The organism is Gordonia amicalis NBRC 100051 = JCM 11271, from assembly GCF_000332995.1.
Lineage (GTDB): Bacteria > Actinomycetota > Actinomycetes > Mycobacteriales > Mycobacteriaceae > Gordonia > Gordonia amicalis.
Map to the genome: position 1 here is coordinate 43,824 of NZ_BANS01000027.1, position 13,412 is coordinate 57,235.

Annotated in this window: 13 protein-coding genes; 7 read left to right on the top strand and 6 right to left on the bottom strand. The window is 67.0% G+C overall.

Annotated elements, in window-relative coordinates:
• Nucleotides 1-90: 90 nt before the first annotated feature.
• Both GOAMI_RS13825 and GOAMI_RS13830 read right to left on the bottom strand, forming a co-directional pair.
• Nucleotides 91-1,155: a fatty acid desaturase family protein gene (locus GOAMI_RS13825; RefSeq protein ID WP_006437161.1), complete on the bottom strand. Its 1,065-nt coding sequence runs from the start codon at nucleotides 1,153-1,155 to the stop codon at nucleotides 91-93.
• A 182-nt stretch (nucleotides 1,156-1,337) separates the two neighbouring features.
• Entirely contained in the window at nucleotides 1,338-2,765 is a 1,428-nt protein-coding gene (locus GOAMI_RS13830) for a C4-dicarboxylate transporter DctA (protein ID WP_006437162.1), read from the bottom strand.
• A gap of 160 nt (nucleotides 2,766-2,925) precedes the next feature.
• Here GOAMI_RS13830 and GOAMI_RS13835 point away from each other — a divergent pair, with 160 nt between their 5' ends.
• The 6 genes from GOAMI_RS13835 to GOAMI_RS13860 all read left to right on the top strand — a co-directional run bounded on the left by GOAMI_RS13835 (nucleotide 2,926) and on the right by GOAMI_RS13860 (nucleotide 6,676).
• Nucleotides 2,926-4,494, top strand: a complete 1,569-nt coding sequence (locus GOAMI_RS13835) for a sensor histidine kinase (protein ID WP_006437163.1) — start codon at nucleotides 2,926-2,928, stop codon at nucleotides 4,492-4,494.
• Nucleotides 4,491-5,174, top strand: a complete 684-nt coding sequence (locus GOAMI_RS13840; RefSeq protein ID WP_006437164.1) for a response regulator — start codon at nucleotides 4,491-4,493, stop codon at nucleotides 5,172-5,174. The genes GOAMI_RS13835 and GOAMI_RS13840 overlap by 4 nt, the downstream gene beginning before the upstream one ends.
• A 257-nt stretch (nucleotides 5,175-5,431) precedes the next feature.
• Nucleotides 5,432-5,746, top strand: coding sequence for a hypothetical protein (locus tag GOAMI_RS13845; protein WP_238063699.1), 315 nt, complete (start codon nucleotides 5,432-5,434; stop codon nucleotides 5,744-5,746).
• Complete coding sequence (locus GOAMI_RS13850) at nucleotides 5,746-6,024, top strand: hypothetical protein (RefSeq protein WP_006437166.1); 279 nt, start codon at nucleotides 5,746-5,748, stop codon at nucleotides 6,022-6,024. The genes GOAMI_RS13845 and GOAMI_RS13850 overlap by 1 nt, the downstream gene beginning before the upstream one ends.
• A complete protein-coding gene (locus GOAMI_RS13855) occupies nucleotides 6,021-6,419 on the top strand; it encodes a hypothetical protein (protein ID WP_006437167.1) in 399 nt (132 codons plus the stop codon). Before GOAMI_RS13850 ends, GOAMI_RS13855 begins: the two co-directional genes overlap by 4 nt.
• A 35-nt stretch (nucleotides 6,420-6,454) precedes the next feature.
• On the top strand, nucleotides 6,455-6,676 hold the full coding sequence (locus tag GOAMI_RS13860; protein ID WP_006437168.1) for a DUF5994 family protein: 222 nt from the start codon (nucleotides 6,455-6,457) through the stop codon (nucleotides 6,674-6,676).
• 51 nt (nucleotides 6,677-6,727) lie between these two features.
• Here the strand turns inward: GOAMI_RS13860 and pepN are convergent, their stop codons facing one another.
• Together pepN and GOAMI_RS13870 are read right to left on the bottom strand one after the other, a co-directional pair.
• Nucleotides 6,728-9,313, bottom strand: coding sequence for an aminopeptidase N (gene pepN, locus GOAMI_RS13865; RefSeq protein ID WP_006437169.1), 2,586 nt, complete (start codon nucleotides 9,311-9,313; stop codon nucleotides 6,728-6,730).
• A 29-nt stretch (nucleotides 9,314-9,342) separates the two neighbouring features.
• Nucleotides 9,343-10,578 (bottom strand): TetR/AcrR family transcriptional regulator, encoded by a 1,236-nt coding sequence (locus tag GOAMI_RS13870; protein ID WP_006437170.1) that lies wholly within the window; start codon nucleotides 10,576-10,578, stop codon nucleotides 9,343-9,345.
• A 200-nt stretch (nucleotides 10,579-10,778) separates the two neighbouring features.
• Between GOAMI_RS13870 and GOAMI_RS13875 the strand changes: the two genes are divergently transcribed.
• Nucleotides 10,779-11,402 carry a DsbA family oxidoreductase gene (locus tag GOAMI_RS13875; RefSeq protein ID WP_040004844.1) on the top strand — a complete coding sequence of 208 codons (624 nt, stop codon included), beginning with the start codon at nucleotides 10,779-10,781 and terminating at the stop codon, nucleotides 11,400-11,402.
• Between the two features lie 122 nt (nucleotides 11,403-11,524).
• On the opposite strand, the gene GOAMI_RS13880 is transcribed toward GOAMI_RS13875, so the two are convergent.
• Together GOAMI_RS13880 and GOAMI_RS13885 are read right to left on the bottom strand one after the other, a co-directional pair.
• Nucleotides 11,525-12,520, bottom strand: a complete 996-nt coding sequence (locus tag GOAMI_RS13880; RefSeq protein WP_006437172.1) for an acyl-CoA dehydrogenase family protein — start codon at nucleotides 12,518-12,520, stop codon at nucleotides 11,525-11,527.
• Nucleotides 12,521-12,557: 37 nt separating this feature from the next.
• Nucleotides 12,558-13,388, bottom strand: a complete 831-nt coding sequence (locus GOAMI_RS13885) for an SDR family NAD(P)-dependent oxidoreductase (protein WP_006437173.1) — start codon at nucleotides 13,386-13,388, stop codon at nucleotides 12,558-12,560.
• Nucleotides 13,389-13,412: the final 24 nt, after the last annotated feature.

Below are 13,412 nucleotides of genomic sequence, written 5' to 3' on the forward strand. Positions count from 1 at the left end.
CCGGAACCACGCACGAGGCCGCCCCACTTCCGGTGGGGCGGCCTCGTGCGTCTGTCTGTGCGGACGCGTCGGTGACGCGTTCGGTGCGGGTCAGCGGTACATACGGACCAGCGGGCAGGTGAAGGGGTCACGGTCGCTGAGCCCGACCTGGTTGAGGTAACGGATCACGATCCCGTAGGACGCGATCAGTGAGGTCTCGGTGTACTGGACGCCGTGACGCTCGCAGTGGGCACGAACGAGCGGTTGCACCTTGATGAGGTTGGGTCGAGGCATGCTGGGGAACAGATGGTGTTCGATCTGGTAGTTCAATCCGCCCATCATGAAGTCGGTGAACCGTCCTCCCCGGATGTTGCGCGACATCAGGACCTGCCGGCGTAGGAAGTCGACGCGCATGTCCTTGGGCACCAGCGGCATGCCCTTGTGGTTCGGGGCGAACGACCCGCCGAGCAGGAGTCCGAACACCGCGAGCTGTACCGCGATGAAGGCGATGGCCTGCGCCGGGGTCATCACGATGAACGGGACCGCGACACCGAGGGCGAGCCGGAGCACGATCAGCGAGATCTCGACGGCACGGTGGGGAACGGCGTTTCGTGCGGCGAGACCCTGAAGACTCGCAACGTGGAGCGCGGCCCCTTCGAGCGTCAGCAGCGGGACGAAGAACCAACCCTGCCGGCGGGTGAACCAGCCGTACAGACCCGACCGCTGCCCGGCGATCTCCGGCACGAAGGCGATGGGGCCGTCGGCGATGTCGGGGTCGACGCCCACCTGGTTCGGGGCCTTGTGATGGCGGTTGTGTTTGTTCTTCCACCAGTGGAACGACAATCCGGCTCCGGCGGCGGCGAGGACCCGTGCGCTCCACTCGTTGGCACCGGCCGAGGCGAACATCTGACGGTGGGCGCCGTCGTGGCCGAGGAAGCCGAACTGGGTGCTCACCACGGCGAGCACGGCGGCGGGTACGAGCTGCCACCACGTGTCGCCGAGTGCGACCACCACGGCCCACACGCCGATGAAGGCGGCGACGGTCAACGCCATCCGGGTGATGTAGAAACCGCGGCGACGGTCCAGTAGCCCCGATGCGCGGACCTCCGCCGCCAGTTCTGTGTAGGAACTGACGAACTTCGTGTCGCGGGCAGGTGACACCGATGAAAGGGACAAGAGTGCGTACCTCTGGCCTTCTGATTGTTGCCAGGTACGCCGGAGAGATCAGCTTTCGGAACTGAGGCGCGTCACGAGAGACATGAACCGGAATTGCGATGCATCAAGGGGCGAGTCCCATCATGCCATGCTTCCGGGCGAGAAGTCCGGCCCGCGCCGATCGCGCGCGGGCCGGAATCGGCTCACGGCCGCGTCGCGGTTCCCTCGAGCACCTTGTCGTCGGCACCGGTCCCGGCGTGGTCGAGTTCGTCGTCGACCATGTTGGTCTCGTCGAACGGGGCACGCCCCGAGAGCACCTCGTCGATCTGGTGCTTGTCCATGGTGTGCGTCCACGAGCCGACGAGCAGGGTGGCGACTGCATTGCCCGAGAAGTTGGTGACCGCGCGCGCCTCGGACATGAACCGGTCGATCCCGACGATCACCCCGACACCGTCGAGCATCTCGGGGCGATGTGCCTGGAGTCCGCCAGCGAGGGTGGCCAGTCCGGCACCGCTGACGCCTGCCGCCCCCTTCGACGCGATGATCATGAACGCGAGCAGGCCGATCTGTTCGCCGACCGAGAGCGGATCGCCCATCGCGTCGGCGATGAAGATCGACGCCATCGTCAGGTAGATCGCGGTGCCGTCCAGGTTGAACGAGTAGCCGGTGGGCACCACTACACCGACGGTCGTCTTCTCCACGCCCAGGTGCTCCATCTTCGCGATCAGGCGGGGCAGTGCCGACTCCGACGACGACGTCGCGAAGATCAGCAGGTACTCGCGGGCCAGGTAGCGGACGAGACGGAAGATCGACACGCCCGCGATCGTCCGGAGCATCACCCCCAGAACACCGAAGACGAACACCACACAGGTCAGGTAGAAGGCGAGCATCAGGGTCAGCAATTGCTGTACGGCAGCCCAGCCGGTCTGTCCGACGACGTTCGCGATGGCACCGAAAGCACCGATCGGCGCCACCCACAGCACCATCGTCAAGACCTTGAAGACCAGCTTCTGGAAGTACGAGACCGCCGTCAGGATCGGTTCTCCGGTACGTCCCATCGCCTGGATCGCGAACCCGACCAGCAGCGCGACGAACAGTGCCTGCAGGACGCTGCCGTCGGTCAGTGCGGACAGCATGGATTCCGGGATGATGCCCTGGATGAAGTCGATGGTTCCGCCGGACTCGTGGGCCTCTTTGGCCAGTTCCTCGCCCTTGCCCGACATCGACGAGATGTTGAGGCCCTCACCGGGTTGGATGAGATTGCCGACGACCAGCCCGATCGCGAGCGCCACCGTCGACATCACGAGGAAGTAGACGAAGGCGAGGCCGCCGACCTTGCCCACCGTCGCCGCTTTACGGACCGATCCGATGCCCAGCACGATGGTGCAGAAGATCACCGGCGCGATCATCATCTTGATCAGGCTGACGAACATGGTCCCGAGCACGCCGAGTTCCTTGCCGACCGACGGTGCGACGAGTCCGACGACGACGCCGGCCACCACCGCGACGATGACCGCGATGTAGAGCCAGTGCGTGCGATCGCGTTTGACCGGCGGTGCGGTCTTCGTGGCGTCACCCGCCGCCCGGTCGTCACCGGCCGGACCGTCACCGGCGTTCTGATCTGTGTTCATCGGCAGTTCTCTCCTCGTTTGCCGGGGACTTCGGTGGTTAGGATTGTGAACCGGTGTGGTGACGCCGGTCACGATTCTGTTCATTACGTTCAGACGATCCGGCGAGGGATATCCCCGAACGGGGTCTGACGAAACACGTCTGAGGAAACGAGGGCCGGGCATGCGGTGGTATCCGCGAACGCTGGCCGGTCAGGTGGCGGCGCTCGCGCTGATCGTCGTGGCCGTGGTGGTCGTCGGGGGCAGCGTCCTGGCCGCGGTCGATGCGCGTGTCGACGGGGATCGCGCTGCGCGTGCCGAGGTCACCGCCGTGGCCGTGAGCCTCGCGGAGTCACCGTCGACGGTGTCCGCACTGACCTCGCCGGACCCGAGTGCGATCCTGCAGCCGGTCACCGACCGAATCCGGAATGCGACCGGTATCGCGTTCATCACGGTGCTCGGTCCGGACCGCACCCGCTACACCCACACCGACCCGGCCCTGATCGGCGCGCCCTACATCGGCAGCATCGACGCGGCCCTCCGCGGCGAGACGATGACCGAGACGTATACCGGGACCCTGGGCCCCTCCATCCGCACCATCGCGCCGGTGCAGACGGCCGACGGTCGGGTCGTCGGCATGGTCGCGGCGGGCATCACCCAGCGTTCCCTCACGTCGACGTGGCGCGGGGAACTGCCGCTGATCGCGGTCACCGCGTTCGCAGCACTGATGACTGCCGTCGTCGGGGTCTGGTGGATCCGGCGGCGCCTCCTGAGACAGACCGGTGGGCTGGCACCGGACGAACTCCGGCTCATGTACGACCATCACGATGCGGTGTTGCGCGCGGTCCGCGAGGGGCTGATCGTCGTCGAGGACGGCCGACCGGTTCTGGTCAACGACGAGGCGCGGCGTCTGCTCGGGGTCGGGACCCACACGCCCGCAACCGATCTGCCCTCCTTCCTGACCGGCGCGGACGGTGCGGCCACCGACGAGCTCTATGCCGAGGGCGGGCGGGTCCTACTGGTCAGCAGGTCGCCGGTGTCCGGGCGACGCCGCTCGTCGGTCATCACGATCCGCGACCGGACCGAATTGGCCGAGACCATAGGCGAACTGGACTCGATGACACGATTCGCCGAGGCCCTCCGCTCTCAGGCACACGAGGCCGCCAACCGACTCCACACGTTGGTCGCGCTGGTCGAGATGGGACGTCCGGCGGAGGCGATCCGGCTGGCGACGACGGAACTCGAACTGTCGCAACAGCTCATCGACCGGATGACCCAGGCGGTGGCCGAACCGGCGCTCGTGGCGCTGCTCCTGGGCAAGAGTGCGCAGGCGGCCGAACGGGGAATCGCGTTCTCGCTCACCGAGGATTCCCAGATGAGTGACGACACCACCCAGATCTTGTCGCCGGGCGAGATGATCACCGTCGTGGGCAACCTCGTCGACAACGCCCTCGATGCGTGCGATCCGGCCGACCCGTGGGTGGAGGTCGGTGTCGTCGGGGACCAGCACGCGCTCGAGATCGTCGTCGCCGACAGTGGTTCCGGGATGGACGACGACCTCTGCCGCCGGGCGACGGCCCGGGGATACTCCACCAAGTCCGGTGGCGACGAGGCAGGCCGCGGACTGGGTCTGGCACTGGTCGCCCAGGTGGTCGCGCGACATCATGGGACGCTGACCGCGGAGAACACCTACGGGTCCGTGGTCACGGTGCGGATAGGGGCGGTGCCGTCAGGTGCGGGGGTGACGCGGTGATCCGCGTGCTGATCGTGGAGGACGAATCGCTCATCGCCGCGGCGCACCGGGACTATCTCGGCCGCATCGGCGGATTCGAGGTCGTCGGTGCGGTGACCACCGCCCAAGAGGCGTTGCGCACCACGAAGACCCATGCCGTCGACCTGGTGCTCCTCGATCTCGGTCTGCCCGACGCCCGGGGCACCGACCTCGCCTCCGCACTGGCCGGGGTGCGCCCGGCGCCCGACATCATCGCGATCACCGCACAACGCGACCTGCAGACCGTGCGCACCGCGATGTCCAGTGGGGTGTTGCTCTACTTGCTGAAACCCTTCACCTTTGCGGCTTTCCGCGAGAAGATCGAGCAGTATCTGCGGTACCGGGAAGCGCTGGCCGGGGACACCGATGCGGTCAGCCAGCGCGACGTCGACCGGGCATTGGCGCAGCTCCGAGCCGTGGACCCCCGACGCTCGGCGAAGAAGGGAGCCGCGCCGCAGACCGAGGATGCGGTCTGCCGCGCGGTGCGTGACAGTGTCGACGGACTCACCGCCTCGGAGGTGGCCCGCGCGCTCGGTTCGTCGCGGGTCACCGCATGGCGATACCTCGAGCGGCTCGCCGACGACGGTGTGCTCAATCGCGACACCCAGTACGGTTCGGCCGGCCGACCACGGGTCCGGTACCGGTGGCCGGCCCGACGGTGATCGGCATCGATGAACCCGCAGGTGACGGGGGTGCTGGACGGGCGGAGTAGACTGGACCTCACCGGATCGCACGTTGAAGGAGTCACCGTCGGCGGCGCCGGGTCACCGCGGCCGCATCCAGACGGCGACCGAGTCAGGCGCACGCCATGATCACCACGACCCGAATTCTCGATGCACTTCCACGAAGTCGCCTGTTCGGACGCATGCGCGATTATCACCGCGCACGCCCTGGTCACTCCTCTAGACCACAGACGATCGTGAGCGGAATCCAGGAACAAGACCCTCGCGACGTACCGGGCGACATCCTCGCCGAATGGGACGTCCAGTTCCACGCCGCCACCCGTGCCGATCCGAATGAGGTCATCGGTGATGTCCTCGCGTGCCGGGTCCTCCGCCGAGCACGACACTCACGGACGACGGTTCTCGATCCCGACTCGCACCCGGTGATCCTGCTCGCCGACGATGTACCCAGAGACCATGCCGGAGACGTCTGGGAGAAAGTCATGAGGACTGTCCAGGGGGGCGGAACCCTGTCAGATGTCCTGTTCGAAAACCAGAGACGGGAACCCTGATGTCTACACGCCTCGATCTACCTCCCATCGCCCGCCGGCTCAACGAGCGACTACTCGCGTCCAAGCAGGCTTACCGAACCGATGACGACACCGCCGCCATGGTCGGTGACCTGCGTTCGCTGATCGTCGATGCGGTGACCGAACTGGAGAATGACGTGATCATCAACAACAACCGATCTCACAGTGCCGCAACGCAATCGATCGGCCTTGCGACCCCCTCCACCTCGGAAGCCGGAACCACCTGGCGGGCCGGGATCGAAGAAGGGCTGGAGTCATGACCGTCATCATCGGGCTCATCCTTCTCGTCGCCGCGGTGATCGCGACGGCGGCGGGCTTCTTCGCCAACAACGGCACCGCAAACGAACTGCCTTCGGACAGCTTCGCCGTTTTCGGTTACCACGTGACCGGAACGACTGGCGCCCTCTTACTACACGGCGTCGCCTTGGGTGCTCTCGCCATGCTCGGACTGGCGTTGATCCTGGCCGGGGCGCGACGGTCCTCGCGCCGCGGACATGCGGCACGACGCGACCTCCAACGATCGGAACGGCGTGTCGCGGCCGCGGGCCAGGAGGGGGTCGCGGACCACACGAGGGGCGCCGTCGCCGCAACGTCGTCGAACGGGTCGCGTCACGGGCCGCGAACTTGGCGCCATCCGTTGGGTAGCAGGGCATGAACGCGCCGACCGCGCACCCGCCGCGCCAGTAGCGGTTGCGGCTCAAGCCGGCCGATTCGGTCCGGGGATCGGTCGACGGCGCGTGGTGGCCGCGGACACGCGACCTGGTGACCGAGCTCCCGGACATCGCCCAGGCGATGGACTTCCGGTTGCCCCACCTCGAACGCGTGGGTTATCAGATCGCCGACTGGGATGTCCCAGCCGGCAGAAAGATCCCGGCCTGGGACACCCATGAGACGCCATCACCGATCGGCTGATCGGGCGGAGGCGTGAGGTGAGCCGATGGGGCGAGGCCGATCGCTTGTTCCTCAGCCCTGCGCGTCGAACTCGCGTGCCCGCAGCGAACGCGCCACGCCGTCACGGCCTTCGGAGATCAGCCGCTTGAGGGCGGGCGGATGATCACCGGCCAGGAACTCCTCCGCGAGATCGAGGGCCCGCTGGCTCATCGCCCAGCTCGGGTACAGGCCGATGACGACGGTCTGGGCGACCTCGCTCGAGCGTCGGGCCCACACCTGCGGGACCGCCTCGAAGTACTTCTCGACATACGGCTCGAGCAGCTCTCCCTGGCCCGGACGCGCGAAACCCTCGATCATGGTGCGGGTGTAGATGTTCGACAGCGAGTCGTCGTCGATCGCCTGCAACCATGCGTCGGCCTTGGCCTCGGGAAGAGGGCGCGCCGCGCGTGCCGCAGCGGCCTGCCTGGTGCCGGTGGCGGTGTTGTCGCGCTGAGCCTCGGCGTCGATGATCGGCGCCGAACCGGCTTCGGGGTCGATCGCGCCAGCGGTCGCCAACGCGCGCACCAGTTTCCAGCGGAGGTCGGTGTCCACGGCCAGCCCGTCGAGACCGTGTTCGGCCGGGTCCGCCCCGGCTAGGAGGGCACCTGCCACGTCGGTCTGGTCGTCGTTGAGCTTGCCGGCCAGCCAGGTGTTGACGAAGGCGAGCTGATGGTCGGATCCGGCATCGGCACCCCGGGCCAGTTCCAGCAGGCGGGCGCTGAACGCGGGCCGGCCGGTCGTGGCCGCCCAGTCGGGATCGGCGTAGGACTCGATGGCGGTGGTCGCCTGCATCAGAACACGCTGCACCACGCCGATCTCGGTCTCGGAAGCGATACCGCGCTGCACGAGTTCGACGAAGTCGCGGGCACGCATCTCGGCCTGTCGGGTCATCTCCCAGGCCGCCGACCACACCAGGGTGCGCGGCATCGAGTCGGTGATGTCGCCGATGCGGGCGGTCGCGGTGGCCAGCGACTCGGGATCGAGCCGGATCGAGGCGTAGGTGAGGTCACCGTCGTTGAGCAGCACCAGATCTCCGCGGTTCACGCCGATCAGGCCGGGCACGTCGGTGCGCTCGCCGTCGACGTCGAGTTCGACGCTGTGGGTCTGTTCGATCGCACCCGAACCGTTGTCGGCGTAGACGCCCACGCGCAACCGGTGCACGCGGGTCTCGCCCGCGCCCGGGGCGGCGCCGTCCTGGACGATGGTGAACCGGGTAAACGCCCCGGACCCGTCGACCTCGAAGTCGGGACGCATGACGTTGATGCCCGTGGTGCGCAGCCACTGGTCGCCCCAGTCCGACAGGTCGCGACCGGACGAGCGCTCCAGTGCGCCCAGCAGATCCGAGAAGGTTGCGTTGCCGAACTTGTGGGCGGCGAAGTAGTCGCGCAGGCCGGCGAGGAAGTCCTCCACGCCGACGTAGGCGACGAGCTGCTTGAGCACCGAGGCGCCCTTGGCGTAGGTGATGCCGTCGAAGTTGACCTCGACGGCGGCGATGTCGGGGATGTCGGCGGCGACCGGGTGGGTCGAGGGCAGCTGATCCTGCCGGTAGGCCCACGACTTCTCGACGTTCGCGAACGTCGTCCAGGCGTTGGTGTACTCGGTGGCCTCCGACTGGCAGAGCACCGAGGCGAAGGTGGCGAAGGATTCGTTGAGCCACAGGTCATCCCACCACTGCATGGTGACCAGGTCGCCGAACCACATGTGCGCCATCTCGTGCAGTACGGTCTCGGCGCGACGTTCGTAGAGGTACTTGGTGACGCGTGACCGGAAGACGTAGTCCTCCAGGAAGGTCACCGCGCCGGCATTCTCCATCGCGCCCGCGTTGAACTCGGGTACGAAGAGCTGGTCGTACTTCCCGAAGGCGTAGGGGATGCCGAAGTTCTTGTGGTAGAAGGCGAATCCCTGCTTGGTCTCGGTGAACAACCGGTCGGCGTCCATGTGCTCGGCGAGCGAGGCACGGCAGTAGATGCCCAGCGGGATGTCGCCGTGGTCGTCGGAGTAGACGTCGGTCCACTCGGCGTACGGTCCGGCGATCAGCGCGACGAGGTAGGTGCTCATCGGTGCGGTCTCGCGGAAGCGATGGATTCCCGGTTCGGCGGCGACGGTCTCCACATGTGCGGCGTTGGAGATGACCTTCCAGTCCTCCGGGGCCGTGACCGTGAGCGTGTAGGTCGCCTTCAGGTCGGGCTGGTCGAAACAGGCGAACATGCGCTTGGCGTCGGCGGTTTCGAACTGGGAGTACAGGTACACCGAGTCGTCGGACTGATCGACGAAGCGGTGCAGTCCCTCACCGGTGTTGGAGTAGGCGCAGTCGGCGACCACGGTGAGGGTGTTCTCCGCGGCCAGGCCGGGCAGCACGATGCCGACGGATTCGTCGAAGTCGGAGACGTCGAGCTCGACGCCGTTGAGGGTCGCCGAGTGCAGCGTGGATGCGACGAGGTCGATGAAGGTCTCGGCGCCCTCGGTCGCGGTGAACGTGACCGTGGAGGTGGAACGGAACGTCTCGGTGCCGGGCGCACCCATCCCGTCGGTGAGGTCGAGTTCGATCCGGTAATTCGACACGTCGACGATCGCGGCGCGTTCGCGGGCCTGGTCTCTGGTGAGGTTCGGAGCAGTCACATCGGCCAGCTTATCGAGACCGACGGTGCTCAGCCGTTCGACAGCAGACCGACAGGCTGCAGGATCGTCTTCGACAGCGTGGCGAGGTCGTCGGTGATCCCGGGCCGCGCGCGTAGATCCGGGGCCTGGACGATGTCGCCGGCCACTCCGATGAACGCCCGGGTGAGGGCTGCGGCGTCGGCCTCGGACAGTTCCGGCGTCCGGGCACGGATCGCGGCGACCCATTCGGCGATGTACGCGCGCTGGGCCGAACGCAACGCATCCTGGTCCGCCTCGGGGAGGTAGACGATGTCGCGGGTCAAGACGGGGATGGTCCGCCCGTGGACACCGAGTGCCTGCTCGACGTGGATCGAGATCAGCACGTCGAGGGCGTCCCCGGGATCGACGCCGGTGAGGGCGTGGGTCGTCAGGTAGAGCATGCCCTCGACTCCCCGGACCAGGACGGCCCGCAGGATCTCGGTCTTGCCCGGGACCTGCTGGTAGAAGGTGGCGACGGAGATGTCGGCCGCCCGCGCGATGTCGTCGATCCGGACGTCGTGGAAACCACGCTCGGCGAACAGATCCGTCGCCGCGTCGAGGATGCGTTCGTGCCGGCCGGCCGGACGCCGCGTGATCGGAACCGCCGGAGTGGCGTCCGGTTTCGTCTCGGGCAGTGAGCAGTCGACGATCGAACGCGCGACGGCGCGCTGGATCTGCATCACATGTACAGGGGCCATCGTCCCGCGGATGACGGAGGTGTTGGAGTACAGGCTCAGGACGGCGAAACCGAGTAGCCGTCCGTCGTCGAACGACAGATCCGGCCGCGCGGCGGCGACCTTGTCGGCGATGTAGTCGCTGAACCTCGTGAAGTAGCTCCGCATCTGCTCGAGCTGGGTGGGGTGGAGGTGGCGTTGCTCCCGGCGCCAGAGGATGGACACGTCGTGGTTGGCAGTCAGATCGCCGAGGCGATCGAGAAAGCGCCACAGTTGGGGCTCGGGTGCGCCGGCATACTCGTCGGCCTCGCGCACGAGTTCATCCATCAGGTCGACCTGGGTGAGCAGCGCCTGCACGAGGATGTCGTGTTTGCCGGGGAAGTGGCGGTACACCGCGGGTCCGGTCAGACCGACGGCGGCACCGATCTGTTCGATGCTGACATTGCGGTACCCAGCGTCCTGGAAGAGGACCGTCGCAGCCCGGATGATCTGTTCCGCCCGCGGACCCCGGGGACTGGAATGCCCGCTCGCCGGCCCGGGACCGGAGTCCGGATCGAGCGGCGGCGGCGACATGGACGTTTCCTCTCCGAGAACGATGGCAAAATCGTCCCCCGAGAAAACCGTAACCGGATTCGTCGCGAATTTTCGCCGCACACATCACAAACGGGGAACAGCCGGGCCCGTATGGATGTTGAGCCGGGTTGGCGGTGCCGCCGGTACGGTCCAGATCGACCACAACTTCTGAGAGGACGCCGAGGATGTCAGAGCAGACGATGTCAGAGCAGGCCCAGTCCACCACCGATCGTGTCGATTTCTGGTTCGACCCGCTCTGTCCGTGGTGCTGGATCACTTCCCGGTGGATTCTCGAGGCCGAGAAGGTCCGGCCGATCGACGTGAACTTCCACATCATGAGCCTTGCGGTTCTCAACGAGGGCAAGGACATCCCCGAGGAGTATCGCGAGGCGCTCAAGGGTGCGTGGCGCCCGGTCCGCGTCATCGCGGCCGCCGCGGCACACAAGGGCGACGAGATCCTCGCCCCGCTCTACACCGCGATGGGCACACGAATCCACAACCAGGGGATCAAGGACTTCGACGAGGTCATCGCAGGCGCGCTCGCCGAGCTCGGACTCGACGCCTCGCTGGCGCAGGCCGCCGACTCCGAGGAGTTCGACGACGCCATCCGCAAGAGCCACCACGAGGGCATGGACAAGGTCGGCGACGACGTCGGCACACCGACGATCCACGTGAACGGCGTCGCCTTCTTCGGCCCGGTGCTCTCCCGCATCCCACGTGGAGAGGACGCCGGCAAGGTGTGGGACGGTGCGCTCGCACTCGCCTCCTACCCGCACTTCTACGAAATCAAGCGCAGCCGCACCGAGGGTCCCGAGTTCGACTGACACACGACAGCCCAACCGACTGACAACCGATTGGGCCCGGTTGGCGCAAAACTGGAACCGGGGTGGCGGGAGGGTATGAGCACCCGGTCCCGCCACCCCAGAGTTTCTTCTGGCGCCGGTCCTCAGGCCTTGGCGGCCTCGGCGTAGATCGGCAGGAGCACTGCGGCCGCGTCGACCATCATCTTGGGATCGACCAGCAGGTGCTGGGTGGCCACGTGCATGTCACGGACGTAGCGACCGAGCTCGCTGGTGCGTCCGATGCTGCGGCTGCCGCCCCAGCGGTGCGCGAAGGCCACGACCTGGTCGGTGACCTCGTGAATCCACGCGAGCATTTGGCTGCCCCGCGCGAGGTCTTCCGGCGTGACCGAGCCGCCGACGAACTCGTTGGACAGCTTGTACATGATGTCCGAGCGGGTCGGGGTGCCCCCGAAGGTCGGGATCGTGTACTCGGCCGGAACGAAGTTCTCCGAGATGGAGTAGTCGTGGCTACCGGTTCCGGCGAGGCCCCAGACGTCCCAGTTGTACTTCAGGTCGACCTGGTCCTTGGGCATCATCGCGACGCGTGCCTGCGGCTGGCCGTTCTCGCCGAGGATCGGGTTGCCGTCGGCGTCGGCGACGAAGAAGCCGGCACCCATCCAGTTGGCGTGATCGGAACCGCTGGCGAAGGAGAAGTCGCCGTTGATGATGTACCCGCCGTCGACCTGGACACCGGGATGCCGCGGCAGGAGCTGACCGGCCATGATGAAACCGCCCGGCTGCGCCAGCAGCTTCTCGATGACGGTCGGCTCGAGGTAGCCGAGCACCTCTGCGGTGGCCCAGGACGACGCCATGTACGCCCATGCGGTCGAGGCGTCGGCCTTGGCCATCTCCTCGTAGAGATGCATGCCCTGGCTCGGGCTCAGGCCGCCTCCGCCGAGATCGGTGGGCACGAGCGCCATGTGGAGCTGCTTGTCCTCGAAGGCCTGGGCGACCGCGGGGGTGAGCTTGCGCTCGCGCTCCATCGTCTCGGCCTCGGCGCGGATCAGCGGGGTGATCTCGCGAACCCGTGCGAGGTAGTCGGCCGCGTTCGCCTCGGAAGTCTCGCCGGTGGTGGTTTCCCGGCTCAGGGTCTGGGTCATGACAATGCCTTTCGGAAGTGGGGGGTCGAGGTGGGGGTCACTCGTTGGCGCCGGCGGTCATCTGACCGAAACGCACCATGTCGGCGACGAACGGCTGGTGGGCGAGCAGGCCGCCGTCGACGCGGATCGCCTCGCCGTTGATCCCGCGCGAGTCGTCCGACGCCAGGAACAGGTACGCCTTGGCCAGCTCGGTGGGGCCGTTGAGGTCCGGGTTGGGGGTGTGGCTGATGTAGATGTCCTTGATCACCTGCGGGAGCTGTTGTGCCGGAGGAGTTGTCGTGGTTCCCGGCAGGATCGCGTTGCAGCGCACGCCCTCCTTGCCGTACTGGGTGGCGGTGAACTTGGTCAGCGCGATCAGTGCGGCCTTGCTCGCGCCGTAACCGGTGAGGCTGCTGTCGCCGGCCATGGCGTGCGTGGACGAGGTGTTGATGACCGAGCCGCCGTTCTTGCGCAGGTGCGGCAGGGCGTGCTTGGTCATCAGCATCGCGGCCCGAACGTTGACGGCCATGACGTTGTCCCACGCCTCGATGGTCATGTTCGCCACGTCGACGTCGTCACCGGGAAAGATGCCCGCGTTGTTGACGACGACGTCGATCGTCCCGAAGGTCGAGACGGTCTGGGCGATCAGGGCCTCGATCTCGGACTCGTTGCGGAGGTCGAGTCCGTAAGGGAGAACGGTGTTCTCGCCGAACTTGTCGTTGAGGATCTTCGCGAGTGCCTCGGCGCCCGCGACGTTGATGTCGGCGACGACGACCTTCGCACCCTCGGCGGCGAGCTCGGTGGCGGTGGCACCTCCGATGTTCAGACCGCCCGCGTCGACATACGTCGCGCCGGTGACGATCGCGACCTTCCCCTGCACACGTCCCATGGTGATTCTCCTTCGGATGGTTGT

Excerpts from the sequence above, each read along its gene's own strand:
- GOAMI_RS13885 (WP_006437173.1), bottom strand. The coding sequence starts at position 13,388 with ATGGGACGTGTGCAGGGGAAGGTCGCGATCGTCACCGGCGCGACGTAT.
- GOAMI_RS13830 (WP_006437162.1), bottom strand. The coding sequence starts at position 2,765 with ATGAACACAGATCAGAACGCCGGTGACGGTCCGGCCGGTGACGACCGG.
- GOAMI_RS13880 (WP_006437172.1), bottom strand. The coding sequence starts at position 12,520 with ATGACCCAGACCCTGAGCCGGGAAACCACCACCGGCGAGACTTCCGAG.
- GOAMI_RS13835 (WP_006437163.1), top strand. The coding sequence starts at position 2,926 with ATGCGGTGGTATCCGCGAACGCTGGCCGGTCAGGTGGCGGCGCTCGCG.
- GOAMI_RS13870 (WP_006437170.1), bottom strand. The coding sequence starts at position 10,578 with ATGTCGCCGCCGCCGCTCGATCCGGACTCCGGTCCCGGGCCGGCGAGC.
- GOAMI_RS13850 (WP_006437166.1), top strand. The coding sequence starts at position 5,746 with ATGTCTACACGCCTCGATCTACCTCCCATCGCCCGCCGGCTCAACGAG.
- GOAMI_RS13875 (WP_040004844.1), top strand. The coding sequence starts at position 10,779 with ATGTCAGAGCAGGCCCAGTCCACCACCGATCGTGTCGATTTCTGGTTC.
- GOAMI_RS13855 (WP_006437167.1), top strand. The coding sequence starts at position 6,021 with ATGACCGTCATCATCGGGCTCATCCTTCTCGTCGCCGCGGTGATCGCG.